General features: G+C 65.3%; 16 protein-coding genes, 1 tRNA gene and 1 pseudogene. 3 read left to right on the top strand and 15 right to left on the bottom strand.

The window, feature by feature from the left end:
* Positions 1-281: 281 nt before the first annotated feature.
* The 4 genes from H6A21_RS02645 to H6A21_RS02630 all read right to left on the bottom strand — a co-directional run bounded on the left by H6A21_RS02645 (position 282) and on the right by H6A21_RS02630 (position 4,766).
* Complete coding sequence (locus H6A21_RS02645) at positions 282-1,649, bottom strand: citrate:proton symporter (RefSeq protein ID WP_204560038.1); 1,368 nt, start codon at positions 1,647-1,649, stop codon at positions 282-284.
* 127 nt (positions 1,650-1,776) lie between these two features.
* Positions 1,777-2,397 carry a L(+)-tartrate dehydratase subunit beta gene (ttdB, locus tag H6A21_RS02640; RefSeq protein ID WP_204560037.1) on the bottom strand — a complete coding sequence of 207 codons (621 nt, stop codon included), beginning with the start codon at positions 2,395-2,397 and terminating at the stop codon, positions 1,777-1,779.
* The gene (gene ttdA, locus H6A21_RS02635) at positions 2,394-3,293 is read right to left on the bottom strand and encodes a L(+)-tartrate dehydratase subunit alpha (RefSeq protein WP_204560036.1); all 900 of its coding nucleotides are present in this window, start codon (positions 3,291-3,293) and stop codon (positions 2,394-2,396) included. Before ttdA ends, ttdB begins: the two co-directional genes overlap by 4 nt.
* A gap of 399 nt (positions 3,294-3,692) precedes the next feature.
* Positions 3,693-4,766 (bottom strand): helix-turn-helix domain-containing protein, encoded by a 1,074-nt coding sequence (locus tag H6A21_RS02630; RefSeq protein ID WP_204560035.1) that lies wholly within the window; start codon positions 4,764-4,766, stop codon positions 3,693-3,695.
* A 178-nt stretch (positions 4,767-4,944) separates the two neighbouring features.
* Between H6A21_RS02630 and H6A21_RS02625 the strand changes: the two genes are divergently transcribed.
* Positions 4,945-6,123, top strand: coding sequence for an NAD(P)-dependent malic enzyme (locus tag H6A21_RS02625; RefSeq protein WP_204560034.1), 1,179 nt, complete (start codon positions 4,945-4,947; stop codon positions 6,121-6,123).
* Between the two features lie 159 nt (positions 6,124-6,282).
* A pseudogene (locus H6A21_RS02620) lies at positions 6,283-7,224 on the top strand (DMT family transporter); the annotation flags it as partial.
* A 66-nt stretch (positions 7,225-7,290) separates the two neighbouring features.
* Here the strand turns inward: H6A21_RS02620 and H6A21_RS10890 are convergent.
* Positions 7,291-8,550 carry an MFS transporter gene (locus H6A21_RS10890; RefSeq protein WP_204566532.1) on the bottom strand — a complete coding sequence of 420 codons (1,260 nt, stop codon included), beginning with the start codon at positions 8,548-8,550 and terminating at the stop codon, positions 7,291-7,293.
* Positions 8,551-9,119: 569 nt separating this feature from the next.
* On the opposite strand from H6A21_RS10890, the gene H6A21_RS11110 reads away from it, so the two are divergent.
* Positions 9,120-10,619 carry an S-layer homology domain-containing protein gene (locus tag H6A21_RS11110; protein WP_204560033.1) on the top strand — a complete coding sequence of 500 codons (1,500 nt, stop codon included), beginning with the start codon at positions 9,120-9,122 and terminating at the stop codon, positions 10,617-10,619.
* A gap of 104 nt (positions 10,620-10,723) precedes the next feature.
* Here the strand turns inward: H6A21_RS11110 and lysS are convergent, their stop codons facing one another.
* From lysS to murI, 10 genes are all read right to left on the bottom strand, one after another.
* Complete coding sequence (gene lysS / locus H6A21_RS02610; RefSeq protein WP_204560032.1) at positions 10,724-12,688, bottom strand: lysine--tRNA ligase; 1,965 nt, start codon at positions 12,686-12,688, stop codon at positions 10,724-10,726.
* 85 nt (positions 12,689-12,773) lie between these two features.
* Entirely contained in the window at positions 12,774-13,247 is a 474-nt protein-coding gene (gene greA / locus H6A21_RS02605; RefSeq protein WP_204560031.1) for a transcription elongation factor GreA, read from the bottom strand.
* Between the two features lie 130 nt (positions 13,248-13,377).
* Positions 13,378-13,647, bottom strand: coding sequence for a twin-arginine translocase TatA/TatE family subunit (gene tatA / locus H6A21_RS02600; protein WP_204560030.1), 270 nt, complete (start codon positions 13,645-13,647; stop codon positions 13,378-13,380).
* A 659-nt stretch (positions 13,648-14,306) separates the two neighbouring features.
* Positions 14,307-14,383: transfer RNA gene (locus H6A21_RS02595), tRNA-Pro, on the bottom strand.
* A gap of 214 nt (positions 14,384-14,597) precedes the next feature.
* A complete protein-coding gene (gene ispE, locus H6A21_RS02590) occupies positions 14,598-15,494 on the bottom strand; it encodes a 4-(cytidine 5'-diphospho)-2-C-methyl-D-erythritol kinase (RefSeq protein WP_204560029.1) in 897 nt (298 codons plus the stop codon).
* Between the two features lie 2 nt (positions 15,495-15,496).
* Positions 15,497-15,793, bottom strand: a complete 297-nt coding sequence (locus H6A21_RS02585; RefSeq protein WP_204560028.1) for a Veg family protein — start codon at positions 15,791-15,793, stop codon at positions 15,497-15,499.
* Positions 15,794-15,980: 187 nt separating this feature from the next.
* A complete protein-coding gene (gene dtd, locus H6A21_RS02580) occupies positions 15,981-16,427 on the bottom strand; it encodes a D-aminoacyl-tRNA deacylase (RefSeq protein WP_204560027.1) in 447 nt (148 codons plus the stop codon).
* The gene (gene rdgB, locus H6A21_RS02575; protein WP_204560026.1) at positions 16,424-17,068 is read right to left on the bottom strand and encodes an RdgB/HAM1 family non-canonical purine NTP pyrophosphatase; all 645 of its coding nucleotides are present in this window, start codon (positions 17,066-17,068) and stop codon (positions 16,424-16,426) included. The genes dtd and rdgB overlap by 4 nt, the downstream gene beginning before the upstream one ends.
* Complete coding sequence (rph, locus tag H6A21_RS02570) at positions 17,058-17,825, bottom strand: ribonuclease PH (RefSeq protein WP_204560025.1); 768 nt, start codon at positions 17,823-17,825, stop codon at positions 17,058-17,060. Before rph ends, rdgB begins: the two co-directional genes overlap by 11 nt.
* 46 nt (positions 17,826-17,871) lie before the next feature.
* The gene (murI, locus tag H6A21_RS02565) at positions 17,872-18,771 is read right to left on the bottom strand and encodes a glutamate racemase (RefSeq protein ID WP_204560024.1); all 900 of its coding nucleotides are present in this window, start codon (positions 18,769-18,771) and stop codon (positions 17,872-17,874) included.
* Positions 18,772-18,776: the final 5 nt, after the last annotated feature.

The raw sequence follows: 18,776 nt of genomic DNA, 5'->3' as shown, positions 1-18,776 counted from the left end.
GCTTCCGGAACATCATGATGTTCCGGAACCCGGCAGCAGGTGCGAGCCCGGAAGACGCCGGCGCACGCCTGGGAGGCACGCTCGCGAGCGCCCGGTCGGCGCACCGCGCACGTCTGGGCGGCACGCCGATCGGCTCGCCGGGTAGCAGAGCACCGCAGAGACGCCTCGCGGCACGCGCCGGCGCCCGCGCTCACCCCCAAAACACGAAGCGGGGACACCCCAGATGGGCGCCCCCGCGGCGGAAAAGGGAATGGAATGACAAGCGATAAGGCGTGCTGGCGCTAGTACGGCAGCGCTCCGATCAGGCCGTAGACCACCAGGTACAGCACGAGCAGGATCAGGCCGTAGTATTTGCCGTACTCCTTCATGAAGTCCGGGAAGTTCATCTTGGTCTCGCCGCATAGCATGTACAGCGCGGGGATGACCGGGCTCACGAGGCGGAACGACTGGCCGACCATCGAGGCGACGGCAGCCTGGGTCGCCGTGATGCCGAACTGGCCCATGACGCCCTTCATGACCGACGCGATGCCGAAGTAGAAGGCATCCTGTGGCAGGAAGCAGATGGCGGGCGTCGCGATGACGGCGTAAATCGGCGCCATGTGGCTCGAGAGCTCCGTGGGGATGATGTTGGCGATGAAGTTCGCCAGCGCCGTGGCCATGCCGGAACCCGTGAGCACGCCGGAGAAGACGCCGGCGCCGAGCGTGATGACGGCGGTGGGAAGCACGTCGGACGCGAGGTCCTCGAGGCGCTGCGAGCTCTCGTCAACGTTCGGGTAGTTCACCAGAAGCGCGATAGCGGACGCGAGCATGAAAATGATCGAGCCGTGAATCTCGCCCTGGATGAGCAGAACCACTGCAACAAGCGTCAGGATCAGGTTGAAGACGAACAGCTTCGGGCGCTTGAGCTCGACTTCCTTGTCGCGCACCGCGGCAATCATCAGGTCGATCTGCTCGGGCGAGATGGCCTTCGCGTCTTCAGGCGACCAGCCGAGGCGCTTGCGCTCCTTGCGGCCGAGGAAGTACGTGATGACGATGACCGCGACCTGCGCGCACAGAAGACCGGGCAGAAGAGTCGCGAACAGCTCGTTGACCTCGATGCTCTGCGCCGTGGCCGAAGCGATGGTGGGGCCGCCCCACGGCAGCTGGTTCCAGATGCCAATCGGTGCGACGATGATGATCGCAAGGTAGCTGAGCTTGAGTCCCAGCTGCTTGTAGAGGTTGATGAAGGCGGACACGCAGATGATGATCGTCGTGGTGGTGTCGCCGTTGAGCGACACGACCGAGGCGACCATAACCGTGGACATGAGGACCTTCAGCGGGTCGCCCTTGGCCATCCTGATGAAGAAGGCCGCGACGGGGTCGAACAGGCCAACTCCCAGCATGAGGTCGAAGTACAGAATCGAGAAGAGGATCGTCAGACCCGGTGAGATGACGCCCATGGAAACGCTGGGCGCCTCGTAGTCGACCGAGTAGAAAATGCCCTCTTTGATCCACGTGAAGAGGTCGGACGGACTCGAGCCGGTCGCGAACATCGCGACGATACCGAACACGAGCGGCACGATCGTCAGCGCGTTGAACACCGAGAGCTTCTTCATCGACAGCAGCACGATGAAGCTCACGATCATGGCCAAAGCCAAAGCGGTCAGCAAGGGGGAAACACCTCCTGGATATACGTGCGATTTGATTGTAGAAAAACGGGTTGTGCGGCGCGGGGGCGGCGGGCGGCAGCATCACTGTCCCCGCCGCTTCATATCCCCGCGGCATGCGACCGACCGGCTACTTGATGAAGTGCACCTGGTCGTACAGGTCGGCGAGCACCTCGTCTTTGCGCTCGTTGTAGACCACCTTGTTCTGCTCGAACAGATTGTTGCCCTCGGCATCGATGGAGACGATCAGCGGACCGAGCTCGTTCACGCGGCAGGTCCACAGCGTCTCGGGCATGCCGAGCTCGCGCCAGTTGGCGTCCTCGATCTCCTCGACCTCGGTGGCGGCGAGCACCGCACAACCGGCCGGGAACACGCAGTGGATGGCGGGGCCGCTCTTGCAGCCGGCCTCGGTGTTTGGGCCCATGCCACCCTTGCCCACGATGACCTTGACGCCGGTCTGCTCGATGAACTCCTTCTCGAACTTCTCCATGCGCATGGAGGTCGTGGGGCCGAGCGAGATCATCTCGTGGGTCTCCGTGCCGTCCTCGTGCTTCGTGCTGCGCACGATGGGGCCAGCGTGGAAGATGGCGCCACCGTTCAGGTCGATGGGAAGCTGGCGCCCCAGCTCGATCAGGCGGCGGTGTGCGACGTCGCGGCAGGTGGTGATGTGGCCGGTCAGATATATGACATCACCGACGTGGATATCCTTCAGATCCTCTGCGGAAACCGGCGTGTGGAGTACCTTTTTCACAGCTCAACCCCCTTGTGCGTAAGCAGCTCGTAATTCAGGTCGGAATCGATGACGATCGTGCCGCGGCGATGCGACCAGCAGCCAACGTTCACCGCGCAGGACAGCACGGACGGATGGCGCGCGGAGTTCTCGATGTGGACGTCCATGACCGACTTCGAGCCGCCGAGACCCTGCGGGCCGAGGCCAATCTTGTCGATGCCCTCGATGAGCTCCTCTTCGAGCTTGGCTGCCAGCGGGTTCTCGTTGCGGCTGCCCACCGGGCGCATGAGCGCGAGCTTGGACATGTAGGCCGCCGAATCGATCGAGGTGCCGATGCCGATGCCAACCATGAGCGGCGGGCAGGCATTCAGGCCGTAGGACGTCATGAGGTCGAGCACGAACTTCACGACCGCCTCGTAGCCCTCGCCGGGCATGAAGGTCTTGCCGGAGCCGGGCAGCGAGCAGCCGCCACCGGCCATGTAGACGTGAATCTTCACCTTGTCGTCGCCCGGAACGATATCCCAGTACAGCCACGGGGACTTCGTACCCACGTTCGTGTAGGTGTTCTTCTCGTCGAACGTCTCGACCGTGTTATGGCGCAGCGGGGCCTTCTTCGTCGCACGGAAGACGGCCTCCTTCAGCACGTCGGCGAGCTCGTCGATGTAGGGAAACTTGCTGCCCACGCTGACGAACATCTGGATGAGGCCCGTGTCCTGGCACGAGGGGCGGTTCAGCTCCCACGCCTTCTCCTGATTCGCCGCCATGGTGTGATAGATCATCTGCGCCATGGGGTTCGTCTCCGCCGCGGACAGCTCCTCGAGCTTGGCGGTGACGTCGTCCGGCAGGCGCTTGCCCACCAGGCACGTGAAGTCAGAGACGATGTTGCACAACCGCTCCAGGTTCTCGCTGTTCTCCACCTTGACTCAACCTCCCTTGTCTTGCTGTTTTAGCAGGTAACAATGGGTGTTCCTGCCTGTTCGACAAGACACAGGTTATGTTTTGGGAGCACGCGGCGCCTTCCGTTTCTCAAGGGGTGGCGGCAGGCGACAGGAGCGCGAAGGGCCCCGACGAAGCACCCCGCGCGCCGATTCGATATAAAGCCTCGCTGGGGTGTCGCTAGCCGCTCTACCTGCTCGTTTGTAAACTGCGCCGCGCGGCATCGAGCGCTCACTGGCGCCCGGGCGGCCTAAAAATTCGCCCTAGGACCATGTTTTAGAAATCTGATTTTCGGACGCACAGCACCGAGAACCGCCAGCGGTTCGATGGCGCCGGTAAACGGTCGGCGCGGCAAGAACCCGCCATCTCCCGAGGCGGCCCTATCGCTCGCCCCGCATGCGAGCGAGCGCACCGTCGAGCAGTTCTTGAGCGCCCTGGACCGCCTCGATGACCTCTTGCAGGAAGACCCAGGTGTCTGCCTCGTCCCCGCCGTCAGCATCCTGCACGTTCACGCCGGCGTCCGCCACGATATAGCGCGCGAGCTTCGCGCCGACGTACTCGTCGTCAACCGACACGAACACCTGCTTGAACGCCGTGTCCCCCGCTCGGTTATCCTCCGAGAGCTGGCGGCGGTACTCCGCAGGGGTCTTGCCGAACGTTTTGCGAAACGCCGCGTTGAACGACTTCAGATCGGCGAACCCGTGCTCCGCGGCGATATCGCTCACGCGCGCGTCGCTCGAGGACAGCACGGCGGTCGCCGCCGACAGGCGCACGCGCAGCAGGTATTCGGAGAAGTTGATGCCGAGCTTGCGCTTGAACAGCTGGGAGATGTAGGTCGCGTTGTACCCGGTCTTGTCGGCAAGGTCGGCGAGCGTGATGCGCTCGCGGTAGTTGCCATCGATATAGGCGACCAGGCGACTCACCGCATCCTTGCCGCGCCGGTCGATCCGATAGGCTCGGGCCGTTTCGTCGGGAACCTGATCGACCGAGACGGCAGCCGAGATCAGACGGTAGACCAGCGCGTCGTAACGCAGCCTGCTCGCCGGGTCGCGGCGCACGCTCAGGACCATCATCTGGGCGAGGCAGCGGCGGATGACCGCGAAGCGCGGCTCGTTGCGCGTGGCAGCGTTCGAGACGAGATCCAGTCGGACGAACTCATCCGCGCCGAAGTAGCCCGTGAAAAACGCCGGGTCGATATGGAGCACCATCGCGGTGTTGCCCTCCCCCAGGCCCAGCGTCGCGTGGCCCTCGTTGGGGTTGATGAGGATCATGTCGTCTTCCTCGAGAACGTGCCGCGACCCGCTCGCGCACATCTCCACCGAGCCCTTCACGACCATGAGGAGCTCGAAGTCGGGATGCCAGTTGTAGTGGTAGGACCCGATGCGGTAGACGTAGTGCTCGAGCTTGAGGTTCGCGTACGGGTTCTCATACGTATAGCGCAGCTGGCCGGACATGGGCGGGCTCCCTTCGTCATGCGTGCCATGGTAGCAAACCGACGCGATAGGAACCGAAGGCAAATGGACAGAACGTATACATGGGCATCCCTGTCAGACAACAAGCTTCTCGATCTTGCGGCTCTATCGACGACAGGCCCCGTCTACCGTTCTATCCACACCACCCAGGAGGTCGCCTATGCCAACCGATTACGCATCTATAGCCCTCGAAAAGCACTATGAGTGGCGCGGCAAGCTCTCCGTCGAGCCCAAGGTGCCCGTCGACACCGCCGAGGCGCTGTCCATCGCCTACACGCTCGGCGTTGCCGCGCCGTGTCTGGAGATCCAGCGCGACCCGGACAAGAGCTACGAGCTCACCGGGCGCAACAACACGGTTGCCGTCATCACCGACGGTAGCGCCGTGCTTGGCCTGGGCAATATCGGACCGGAGGCCGGCATGCCCGTCATGGAGGGCAAGTGCATGCTGTTCAAGGCATTCGGCGGCGTCGACGCCATCCCGCTGTGCGTGCGCGCGAACGACGTCGACGAGTTCGTGCACGCCGTGTCGCTGCTGCTCGGCTCGTTCGGCGGCGTGAACCTCGAGGACATCTCGGCACCGCGCTGCTTCGATATCGAGGAGAAGCTCAAGGCCGTAAGCGACATTCCCATCTTCCACGACGACCAGCACGGCATGGCCGTGGTCACCCTCGCCGGCCTCACCAACGTGCTCGCCATCGTGGGCAAGCGCATGGAGGACGTGCGCGTCGTCACGACGGGCGCGGGCGCCGCGAGCACGGCCATTATCAAACTGCTGCTCGCGCGCGGGCTCAAAAACGTCATCATGACCGACAAGGACGGCGTCATCTACGACGGACGCTCCAGCATGGACCCACACCTGGCCGAAATGGCCCGCCTCACGAATCCGGAGCGCCGGCGCGGCACGCTGGCCGACGTCATCGCGGGCGCCGACGTGTTCATCGGCGTGTCCGCCCCAGGTGTGCTCACACAGGACATGGTCCGCTCCATGGCCGCCGACCCCATCGTCTTCGCCTGCGCGAACCCCACGCCCGAGATCATGCCCGACGAGGCCATCGCAGCGGGTGCCGCCGTGGTCGCGACCGGACGCAGCGACTTCCCGAACCAGATCAATAACGTGCTCGCCTTCCCCGGCATCTTCCGCGGCGCGCTCGACGTCCGCGCCCGCGACATCAACGACGCCATGAAACTCGCCGCCGCCGACGCGCTGGCGGAAGTCGCCCGTGCCGACGGGCTTTCCGCCGATCACGTCATCCCCGAGGCGTTCGACCCACGCGTGCGCGATGCCGTGGCGACCGCCGTCGCCGCCGCTGCGCGCGAGACGGGGGCGGCACGCCTCTAAACGCCGCTCGAAGCGCTTTCTCGCGGGCGTCGCGGTCCACCTTCTGGGCTGGACCGCGACGCCCGCCCTTTATTTCGAATCCGCGCCGCACCCTCTGACGGGACGCGAGGTGGTACCATCCCGTGCGGCATATTCACCATAAGAAGAAAGACGTCCCGTATGGTCTCGAACACGATGAGGGCCCCGAGCTCTCCGCACGCGGAACCCGCCGCCCAGCCGCTCCTTACCCGCACCTGGTGCGTGGCCCTGCTCGCCATGGTCTGCTGCGCCCTGTGGGGCAGCGCCATCCCCTGCATCAAGATCGGCTGTAGCCTGCTCGGCATCGCGTCGACCGATGTTCCCTCCGAGTTCCTGTTCGCCGGGCTGCGCTTCATGCTCGCCGGCGCCATCGCCCTCGTGGCGGCATCGATCGCCGAGCGCCGCCCCATCCGCGTGAAGCGCAGCTCGCTCGGCATGGTCGTTCGCCTCTCGCTCGCCCAGACCATCGTGCAGTACGCGTTTTTCTATATCGGCGTCTCGCATGCATCCGGCGTGAAGGGCACCATCGTCAACGCGTCGAGCACCTTTCTCACCATCCTGGTGGCCACGCTGGTGTTTCGCCAGGAGCGCATGGACGCCCGCAAGCTCGCCGGCTGCCTGATCGGCTTCGCGGGCGTCGTGCTCGTGAACCTCACGGGCGAGCTCGGCGGCGCCGTGACGCTCACCGGCGAGGGCTTCATCCTCATCGCGTCGCTGTCCTACGCCGTCTCATCCTCGTTGATCCGCGTCTACTCGCAGCGCGAGAACCCCGTGGCGCTGTCCGGCTACCAGTTCCTGCTCGGAGGAGCCGTGCTCGCCGGCGCGGGCATCACTTTAGGTGGGCGTTTCGAGCACGTCACGGCAGCAGGCATCGGCATGCTGCTCTACCTCGCCTGCGTCTCGGGCATCGCCTACTCGCTCTGGTCCATCCTGCTCAAGTACAACCCGACCTCGCGCGTGGCGATCTTCGGCTTCATGAATCCCATCTTCGGCGTCGTGCTCTCGAGCGCGCTGCTCGGCGAGGCGGGCGCGCTCCCCTGGCAGCAAACGGCCGTTGCCCTCGTGCTCATCACCGCGGGCATCGTGATCGTGAACCGCGTACCGAAGCACGCAGGGAGCCGCTATCCCCCGCAGCGCACGGACCTGCTCCTACCGTCCCGCCAGCACCCGGCGGCTCACCAACAGCTGCACGATGAGACCGACGGCAGCAACCGCCCACAGCACCAGGTATCCACCGAAGCCGAGCACCATGCTGCCGAGACTCGACCCCACGCCGCCGCCCGCGAAGACGCCGAAGCCAATCAGGCCCGTGCAGAGACCCACCTGCGAGGGGTCGGCGTCCATGGAGAGCGTCACGAGTGAGGGCTGCACCAAGATGTAACCCAAGCCCAGACAAGCCGCGGCGATAAGCGCGGGCACCCACGATGCGGTGAGAGCCGAGACCGCCAGAGCGAGCGCGGCGGCGGCGCCGGACACCTCGCCGAGCGCGATGACGTGCGGCACGCCACGGCGCGCACCGAGTTTTCCGGACAGCGAGCCGCCGATGAGGCAGAACACGCCGTAGAGCATCATGACAAGGCCAGCTTGCGTTGAGGAGAGACCGCAAACCTGGTTGAGGAAGGTTCCCATCAGGCCGTAGACGCCCAGAAACAGCAGGCCGGTCATACATGCGAGCAGATACACCGCGTGCGACGGGCCGAAAAAGATACGCGCGGCAGAGCGGAAGAACGTCGCCACGGGATTGCCCTTAAGCGGCCGGGTGCCCGGCACATCGGCTTTCGCCTGCGGGTGCTTCGGCTCGCGCAGGGTGAACAGCAGCAGCCATGCGATGGCGGCGAGGATGCCGAACGTGGTGAACGCGGCACGCCACCCCACCACATCGGTCAGGATGCCGCCGAGGCCCGCCGAGAGCCCCTGCCCCGTGAACGTCACGCCCATGAGGATGCCCACCGCCCCGGCGCGGTTGCGCTCCCCCACAACGTCGCTGACGAATGCTTGGGATACCGAGATGATGCCTGCGGCGAAGCACCCGGTCACGATGCGCGCGACCACCAGCGCGGCCAGGTTCGGGACCGCAGCGCACAGCAGCGTGCCGGCGCACAGGCCGAGCACGATGATGCGCAGCATGCGCAGGCGACCGACGCGGTCGGCAAGCGATCCTGCGACCGGTTGGAGCGTACCGTACGGAATCATGTAGGCGGTCAGGACAACGGTCGCCGCCGTGGGTAGAACGGCAAGCGTGTTCGCGATGGCCGGCAAGGCGGGCGACACGAACCAGTTGTCGGCAGCGGACACGAGGCCGCAGAACCCGAGCGTCACGACGACGCGAAGCTGCGCGGGCGTGAGCCCGGGAGCCTCTCGATCGCTCTCGTGCGCCTTTGCGCCCCGCTGCTCGATTTCCCGCTCCATCGGTCGCTCCTCTCCCCCGCAGACACATCGCAGCTCTCTCCATTTTGGGCCATCTTAAACGTCAGGGCACGCTGATTCAATTGCGGGCGCCATCGTAGCGTGTCCGCCTAGCCGCCCCCACGTCGCGCAAGCGCGCGAGCCGACCGATTCGCCCGGATTCCCCTGGATTCATCCCCATCGCGCGGCGCCCTTGGACAAAAATGCTCTGAGTGGGACGTATACATGACGGTGCCCCGTGCCTGATGAAGAGCAAGCAAGCATTTTGGCTGTTATATATATTGATGTGCAGAGTTTTGAGCACATCTACGGATACGAATCGCCGCTCGATAATCCTATCTGGCCGGTGTGGAGTCCCACTCGAAGCATTTTTGTCCCCGGCAATCACGGCAGCGCCGACGCACGAATATTCATTGCATAAGATAGCGCAGCGCATCTGCAAACGCGCATATTTCCCGGTTGCCGAGAAGCGACCCGCGCCCACCCATGTTGCGCAACAGTCGCGCGGACGGCATCTGCAAGATAGATACGCCTTTCGGTCACAAAGAACGCATCAGAAGGGAGACCCGTCCATGAAAAGGCAACGGATTATGGCCGTGTTCCTCGCGGCGACGATAGCCTGCACGCCTGCGCTCGCGTTTGCGCAGCCCCAGGACACCGCGCTGGCCGACCCGATCGTACGCACGGCCGACGATCAGGCATCAGATGCGGACGTTGAGCTTCAGGCCACGTACACGACGCTCAACATCCCCGGTACCGAGCTGTATAGCGAGGCCTTCAACGTTGTCGACATCGTCAACCAGGAGCGCGCCAAGCTCGGCCGCGCGCCGCTCACCATGGATCGTGACCTGATGGAAGCAGCCATGCAGCGCGCCGCCGAGTGCGTCGTGAGCTTCAGCCACACGCGCCCGAACGGCACGACGTGCTTCACGATCTCCAGCAAGGCCATGGGCGAGAACATCGCCGCGGGCAGCGTCACCGCTGCAGCCACCATGGAGCAGTGGATGAACTCCGACGGCCATCGTGAGAACCTGCTGAGGTCGAATTGGTCGAGTATCGGCGTCGGCGCCTTCCGCGCACAGAACGGCTCCACCTACTGGGTGCAGCTGTTCGGTCCCGGCAGCGCCGCGGCGGCAAGCGAGCCCGCCGACACCGACGCCGTACATGCCGTCGACGTCTACACCGGTCATATCGACCCCGGCCTCACCGTCAGTATCCCCGGCGCCGGCAGCAGCGCGACCAGCGCGATCCTTCCGCGCGGCTTCCGCAGCCAGATCGTCCTGCGCGGCGTCAACGCGGACGCCAGCTGGGCGGCAGGCTACACGATCGCATCCGATAGCTTCGCCTGGACCTCGTCTGACACGGACGTCGTCTCAGTCGATGCCGATGGAAACCTCTCTGCGCTCGCTCCGGGACAGGCCACGATCACCGGCGTTTCAGGCGGCCTGCAGATCGATATCTACATCACCGTGAGCGACGAGAGTCCCTTCTCCGACGTCGATGAGAACCAGTGGTATGCGCAAGCGGTCGACTTCGTCGCGAGCAACGGCCTGCTGACCGGTTATTCGAATTCCGATCGCTTCGGTATCGGCGACGTCATGACCCGCGCGCAGCTTGTCACCGTCCTGCACCGCATCGCCGAGCCCGACCAGGCAGACGCCACCGAGAACAACCAGACCGGCATGCCCGACGTCGAGAATGGCGCATGGTACACCGCCGCCGCCAACTGGGCGGTCGATGCCGGCGTGATCAGCGGCATCGAGCAGGCCGACGGCTCGGTCTCGTTCGGTCCCAACCTCTCCATCACTCGCGAGCAGCTCGCCATCATCATCGCCCGCTATGTGGGCGCCGACCTTGCCGCTGTCGACACCTCCAAGTTCGAGGCGCTCCCCGACCACGGTTCCACGAGCAGCTGGGCTACCAACGAGATGGCTTGGGCGGTCGATACGGGCCTGATCAACGGCTCCCAGAACAGCGACGGCACGCGGTCGCTCAGCCCCCAGGGCGCGGTCACGCGCGAGCAGGCGGCGATGATCCTCATGAACGCCTATAGCTCGGAGATCCTGCCGTAGGAGCGATGCGCGCCATTCGCGACGTAGCGCCTGCATGAACATGGGGCCGTCCGGTAGATCCGGGCGGCCCCATTGCTGTGGTAAAGCATGAAAAGGCGATAAGCCTAGTACAGCTTTGCTCCCGCAGGGATGGCATCGTCCACGATCAGCACGTTCAGGCGCTCCTCGTCGCCCTCGTTGTGCACGGCGCTGATGATCATGCCGCACGAGTCGATCCCCATCATCTTGCGCGGCGGCAGGTTCGTGATGGCGATGAGCGTACGGCCCACCAGGTCCTCGGGCTCGTAGTACATATGGATGCCGGAGAGGATCACGCGGTCGGCACCGGAGCCGTCATCGAGCGTGAACTGCAGGAGCTTCTTGCTCTTGGGCACCGCCTCGCAGGCCTTGACCTTCACGGCGCGGAAGTCGGACTTGCTGAACGTGTCGAAATCGACCATGTCCTCGAACAGCGGCTCCACGGCGACCTTGTCGTAGTCGATGGTCGGGATCTTGTTCTCAGCGATGCTCACGCCGGCGGTCTGCTCGGCGTCGCGCTCGGCCGCACGGGCCGCCGCAGCACCGTTCGCGCTGCCGCGCTCGGGCTTCATGTGCGGGAACAGCAGCACGTCGCGGATGGACGCCTGGTTCGTGAGCAGCATGACCACGCGGTCGATGCCGATGCCGATGCCGCCCGCCGGAGGCATGCCGTACTCGAGGGCGCGCACGTAGTCCTCGTCGTACTCCATGGCCTCGTCGTCGCCGCCAGCCTTCTCCTCCATCTGCTTGGCGAAGCGCTCAGCCTGGTCGACCGGGTCGTTCAGCTCGGAGAAGGCGTTGGCGTACTCATGGCCGGCGATCACGAGCTCGAAGCGGTGCGTGAGGCGCGGGTCGTCCTCGTGGCGCTTGGCGAGCGGGCTGACCTCGACCGGGTAGTCGCACACAAACGTCGGGTTGACGATGCTCTCCTCGCCCTTCTCGTCATAGATCTCGGCGATAAGCTTGCCGGCGCCCCACTCGGGCTTGACCTCGATGCCGCACTCGGCAGCAGCGGCGCGCAGCTCGTCGATCGGGGTATCGAGCGTGAGCTCGCGACCCATGACCTCAGAGACGATCTCGGTCATGGGACGGCTCGGCCACGTGCCGGACAGGTCAATGGTCTGCCCCTGATACTCGATCTGCTCGGAGTCGTTCACGGCGGCGTTCGCGGCCTTGATGACGCCCTCCGCGAGCTCCTTCATGCCCTCGAGGTCGGAGTAGGCGCGGTAGGCCTCCATAGTCGTGAACTCGGGGTTGTGCGTCAGGTCCATACCCTCGTTGCGGAAGATGCGACCGAGCTCGAACACGCGCTCATAGCCGCCCACGAGCAGGCGCTTCAGGTGCAGCTCCGTGGCGATGCGCAGGTAGTTCTCCTGGTTCAGCGCGTTGAAGTGCGTGATGAACGGCTTCGCGGTGGCGCCGCCTTGGATGGTCTGCAGGATGGGGGTCTCGACCTCCATGTAGCCGTTGTCCTCCATGTAGCGGCGGAAGGCCGACACGATGCGGGAGCGCTTGGCGAAGGTCTCGCGGACGTCAGCGTTCACGATGAGGTCGACGTAGCGCTGCCGATAGCGGGTCTCCTTGTCGGACAGCCCGTGGAACTTCTCTGGCAGCGGGCGCACGGCCTTGGACAGAAGCGTCAGCTTTGTCGGGGCGACGGAGAGCTGGCCGCGCTTCGTGCGCACGACGACGCCCTCGGCGCCGATGATGTCGCCCAGGTCGAGCTCGGAGAGCAGCTCCCAGGCCTCGGCGGGCATGTCGTTGATGCGACAGAACAGCTGGATGTCGCCGGTCGGGTCGCGCAGGACCACGAACACGATCTTGCCCTGGCCGCGCTTGGCGACCACGCGACCGCCGATCTTCACGACGTCGGTCGTGTCGGCGCCAGCCTCGAGGTCGGCGTAGGCGGCCTCGATGTCCGCCACGTGGTTCTCGACATCGGAGTGCTCGGGATAGGGGTTCTTGCCGGCGGCGTAGAGCGCCGCGCGGTCGGCCAGGCGACGGGCGCGCTCGTCGTTGAGCGTCGAGGCGTCGTTAGGGGTTTCTGCCATGGGTTCCTCCTCAAAAGCAAAAACGCTCCCCGAGGCCAGATGGTCCCAGGGAGCGAGGTTGTCCGTATTCGCGCGGGACCAGATGCTACCGCGTGATCTTCGTGATGGTGTACAGGCGCGTCTTGCCGGACGGCGTCACGACCTCGACGGTCTCGCCCGCGGCGCGACCGATGATCGCGCGGCCGACAGGGGACTCGTTGGAGATCTTGTGCTCAAGCGAGTTGGTCTCGGTGGTACCCACGAGGGTAACCTCGGTGGCAACGCCGTCGCCGTCGACGAGCGAGACGGTGCAGCCGATGGACACGATCAGGCCCTGGTCTGTGGCCGAGACCTCGCGCGCATTGGCCAGGATCGCCTGGATCTCGGCGATGCGGGCGGCGTTTTTGGCCTGCTCCTCCTTGGCGGCATCATACTCGGAGTTCTCCGAGAGGTCGCCGAAGGCACGGGCCTCCTTGATGTGCTCGATGATCTCGCGGCTCTTCTCGCCCTCGCGCCACTCGAGCTCCTCGACGAGCTTCTGGCGACCGTCGGCTGTCAGTACGATCTCGCTTGCATCCATGCAGGTACTCCTCGTTTACCGTCTGTCTGGCTCTCGGCGGAACCAATGGGTGCCGCCGCTATCTACAAACCTAAAATGACCGGCTGCCCTGCGGGCGGCCGGTCATCGTGCAGCCCTTTATGCCGATGGGCTAGTCCTCATCGATGGGAGACTCATCCTTCTTGGTCTTAGCCTCCTTGGCCTCCTTGGCCTCAGCAAGCTTGGCCTCGAGCTCGCGGATCTCCTTGTCCTCTTCGCTCTCGGGCTCCTCCTCGGTGGCCGCATCCTCGCCGGACATGCCCTCGCGGATGTTCTTCACCGTCTTGCCCAGGGAAGCGCCGAGCTTCGGAAGATTCTTCGGTCCGAAAATCAGCAGGGCGACGATGAGGATGACAACCCACTCGAAACCTTTAGGGAACATATCTTTCCTCCCACGATACATGGCACGTTCATAGCGGAAACGCGTAAAGGCTATCAAGGCGTTCCAGCTCGAAAGAGTATACCGCGCCTGTGCGGACCGAACAACTCCGCCATATTATACACGCGAGTACAGCGACGAGCGCCGATGTGCGCGCTGGGCGAGACGCCTCCGGAACTCAGCGCCGAGATGGTCGGCGACATGGACACTGCAGCCCCGTTGTTCCGGCAGCGCCGACCACGTTATGGCGGGTTCGGCGCCCATCTCACGGGCCCGACCGACAATCGTGACGCATCTCCCCCGTATCCCTAAGGGGGGCAGGCTGCCTGAGGCCGCCTCGCACCGGCTCGCTGCTATTCATTTCCGATATTAGGTCCCCGCGCGGGGCCACCCGGAAAAACGGCACCCCCATGAGACCAAAACCCCTGATGGGCGACACCGGATCAGAGCGGCTTTCCACCCGTCTGGTAGCCAGGCGCCTAATACCGTCGTAGAGTAGCACCTGCACGGCCCGCAGCCTCCACCGCGCCAGGCCGCCCGATGCAAATCGACGCACCCGCATGCGACGACGCACGAAAGCTGGGCGCAACCCGTTGCATTGAAGGCGGACCGACACAACAAAACAGGCCAGGGCGTCACCGCCCTGGCCTGTTATCGTGCAATGGTCGGGTTGACTGGATTTGAACCAGCGACCCCCGCGTCCCGAACGCGGTGCTCTACCAAACTGAGCCACAACCCGAAAGCTCAATTATCCTAACACACTCTTTTCGGGTTTGCTAGAAGAAAATCGAAACGAATTTGAGAAACCCGGCAGAGCGCCGAATGACCCTGGGCGCGCCGGCGATGCCCCCTTGGCGCGCGGCCAGCCAAATCGGCCGCTTTGGGTGGGGCTACACACCCTGCACGCGCCGGCGGACTCGTGCCGGCGCCGCGCACCGGCACCGACGGCACGCCTACCCGACAGCGATAACCGGGCCGCCCTCGCCCATCTTCGCCGCCTGGCCCCACCAACCGTGATCGTTGATGGCGGACAGGGCGATGGCCTCGGCGGCCATCTGGGTATCGCACACCGCGAACACGACAGCACCGGAGCCGGATACGTCGGCGGCACGCACGCCTGGCTGCTCGCGTATCCAGGTGAGGATCTCGGCGACCTCGGGCGCCAGCTCGCAGGCGGCAGCCGCGAGATTGTTCGCCACGTGTGCGAAGATCTGCTGCTCATCGTGGGTGCGCATCGCCTCGAGCATGCCCTCGAGCTCGGGCAGCTCCTGGGGGTTTGCATCGAAGCGCGCATAGGCCTCCGCCGTGGAGACACCGCCGTCAAGCGGCTTCACGAGCGCCACCGGCGTACCCGTGAGCGGCCGGTAGATCTCCTGCATGGCGTCGCCCGCGCCCGTGAAGTACGCTGGCGGCCCGTACAGGAAAAACGGCACGTCCGCGCCGATGGAGCGCGCGACCGCATCGATGCGCGCATCGGTCGGGTCGATGCCCCAGTAGCGGCAGATGCCCATGATCGTGGCGGCCGCGTCGGTCGAGGGGCCGCCGAGGCCGCTGCGCACCGGGATGTGCTTGTCGATCAGGATGGAGAAGTTCGGCTCGCGACCGAACGCCTCCCCCATCGCCGTCGCCGCGCGCCACGCGGTGTTCTCCTCCATAGGGAAATCAGCCTCGGGTACGGTCCGCACCATGAGGTGGTCGGACGGGGCGATAGCAAGGGTGTCGGTAAGGTCGAGCGTCGTCATGACGGTGTCGACCAGGTGGTACCCCCGCTCGTCGCGCTCAGGGTGAACGCCGAGATACAAATTGACCTTGGCGGGCGCCGTGACCAAGATGAACCTGGAGTCCGGCATGCTTAGTGCTCCTCGAGCTGGTTGCCGAGCGGCGTGAAGATGCGCTCGCCGCTCTCGGCATCGAACAGCTCGACCGTGCCGGTGAGCACGTCGACGTACTGATAGGACTGACGAGACTTGCGGCCGCGACGCTCATCGACCTCGACGATGAACACGGACGGGTGCACGGTCTTGATGACACCCATGCGCTCGACCACGCGGGTACGACCCATGTTGGCGCGCACCTTGACGCGCTGGCCGACCATCTCGACCAGCTTCTCGTGGATTTCGTCGACGTGATTGACCTCGAGCTCTTCCATATATCGCCTCCCGCGAAACAGGGGCGCTCATTCGCTTCGTATGCATAGAATGGCCCCAACATAATCAAACGCTCGAAAGTATAGCAGCCAAAACGCGTTCGTGCACGATATGGCGCACGGGTGCGCAGAAGTGCCTGTTGAGAAGCACAGGGTCACCATACGAGAGGACAAGCGGTTGCGGAATGCTTTACAGCTCGTCGGTATCGAGCAGGATGGTGAACGGACCGTCGTTCACGAGCTCGACCTGCATGTTCGCCGCGAAGGTTCCCGTCGCCACGTGCTCGACATCCGCACGCACAAGGTCCACGAAGCACTCGTAGAGCTCGCGGGCGAGCTCGGGCGGCGCGGCGTCGGTAAACGAGGGGCGACGGCCGCGACGGCAGTTCGCGTACAGCGTGAACTGCGACACCACGAGGACCGCGCCGTTTGTGTCGGCGAGCGAGAGGTTCGTCTTGCCCTCGTCGTCCTCATTGATGCGCAAGCCCCGCAGCTTGCCCCACAGCTTGTCGGCCTCGGCGCGCGTATCGGCGGCTCCGACCCCCAGCAGCACGAGGTAACCGGCACCGATGGAACCCGTCACCGCGCCGTCGATCGTCACGCTCGCGCGCATGACGCGCTGGACGACCGCCCTCATTCGTCTTCACCCGCAAGCTTGGCCGCGAGCGCCTGCAGCGCATGGAAGCGATGGCTGATGGCGTTTTTCTCCTCGGGCGTGAGCTCCGCCATGGTCTTGCCCGGGGTGTCATCCGGCAGAAACAACGGGTCGTAGCCGAAGCCGTTGGTCCCGCGGCCCTCGAAGCCGACCAGGCCCTCGCAGGTGCCCTCGCCGTAGGTCACCAACCCGTCGGTGTCGATCAGGGCGACCACGCTCACGAAGCGCGCCGTGCGCTCCTTTTCGGGCACATCGACCATGTTGACGAGAAGCTTCGCGTTGTTCGCCCCGTCGTCGCCGTGCACGCCGGCATAGCGCGCCGAATAGACGCCCGGCTCGCCGTCCAGGGCATCCACCACGAGACCGGAGTCGTCGGCGATGGCGGGAAGGCCGGTCTGCTCGACGGCGGCCTCTGCCTTGATGAGCGCGTTCTCCAGAAACGTCGTGCCGGTCTCCTCGGGATCGTCGAAATCGCCGAGCTGGCCCAAGGCGATGAAGCGCACGTCGGGCAACACGCCCGACAGGATCGTCTCGATCTCGACGAGCTTGTGCATGTTGCCCGTCGCCACCACGATGGTGCGCGCCGGATCGAGCTCGTCGATGTCAATCTTCTCAAGCGCCATATGCGTCCATCCCTTCCTCGTCGTCGTCACGAAATGCCGTGACCTGGTTCTGCAGATCGATCAGCCGACGGATGCCGGCGTCGCCCAGATCGAGCAGGCGGCCCAGGCGCTCGCGCCCGAACGGCATGCGCTCGCCGGTGCCCTGGATCTCGACGATCTCGCCGGTGTCGGTCGCCACGAGGTTCATGTCGACCTCGGCGCGCGAGTCCTCGGCGTAGTCCAAATCGAGCAGCTCGGCCCCGTCGACCACGCCCATGGACACCGCCGCGACCTGCCCCATGAGCGGCAAGCGGGAGATCTTACCGGCGTCGACCCAGGCCATGAGCGCGTCGTGGAGGGCCACCCAGGCGCCCGTCACGCTCGCGGTGCGCGTGCCGCCGTCGGCCTGAAGCACGTCGCAGTCGACCGTGACCGTGTACTCGCCGAGGGCGCGCAGGTTCGTGACCGTGCGCAGGCTGCGGCCGATGAGGCGCTCGATCTCCATGGAGCGGCCCTTGCGCTGGCCGGTCTCGCGGCGGCTGCGGCGGTTCGTGGAGGCGGGCAGCATGGCATACTCCGCCGTCACCCAGCCGGCACGGCTCGCGCGGCGCCAGGCGGGCAGACCCTCCTCGATGGTGGCGGCGCATAGCACGCGCGTATCGCCGAACTCCACAAGGCACGACCCGAGCGCGTGCTTCATGACCTCGCGCGTCAGCTTGACCGGGCGCAGGGCGTCCGCGGCGCGGCCGTTCGCGCGATTGATTTCGATCCGATCCATATCTCACTCCTCAATGACGGGGAAACGGTGCACACAGCGCCACATGTCAGTGCTCTTTGAGCTCCTCCAAGCTCACGTGCTCGATGCTCTTCAGCGGCTGGCCGAAGATGAAGCTGCCGGCGGCGGCGAACTCGGCGATGTTGTCCGAGGTCGTCGCGAAGCGGTGCTGCGGCTCGACATCATCGCCCGCGAGCTGCTCGCGGCGCTGCAGGATGTCGGTCAGCTCGCGCGTGGTCTCCTCGGCAGACGACACGACGCGCACCCCGGGGCCCAGCGCCTTGCGGATGGGACCGACGAGCAGCGGGAAGTGCGTGCAGCCGAGCACGACCGTATCGACGTCGGCCCCCGACGCCACGATGGGATCGAGCGTGCGGGCGACCTCCGCGCAGATCTCGGGCGTGTCGAACACATCGCCGTTTTGCAGCCAGCGCTCCTGCAGGTGCGCCCCGGTCGCGAGCTCGCGCTCGACGATCTCCACGAAGCTCGGCGCCGGGCAGCCGTACACCGACACGCCGGCGTCGAGCGCGCGGATGGCCTGCGTGTAAGCGCCCGTGCGCACGGTCAGCGGCGTGGCGAGCACACCGACCTTGCGCGTGCGCGTGCTGTTGATGGCCGCGCGCGCACCGGGCGCGATGACACCGATGACCGGAACGGGCAGCATCTGCTGGGCGATGCGCAGGCCCGCCGCCGTCGCCGTGTTGCAGGCGATGATCATGATCTTGATGTCGTGGGCGGCAAGCCACCTGCCCGCCTGGAGCACGAAGGTGCGGACCTCGTCCTCGGTGCGCACGCCGTAGGGGCAGCGCTTCGTGTCGCCCAGGTAGTAAATCGACTCGTGCGGCAGGGCGCACGCGATGGCGCGCGCCACCGTCAGCCCGCCCAGGCCGGAGTCGAACACGCCGATGGGCCGGCCGTTCTCGGATACCGGCTCCGCTGCGAATGCCATCGACC

This window comes from Collinsella tanakaei (genome assembly GCF_016902615.1).
Classification (GTDB): Bacteria; Actinomycetota; Coriobacteriia; order Coriobacteriales; family Coriobacteriaceae; genus Collinsella; species Collinsella tanakaei_A.
This window is presented reverse-complemented; position numbering and strand designations above follow the sequence as displayed.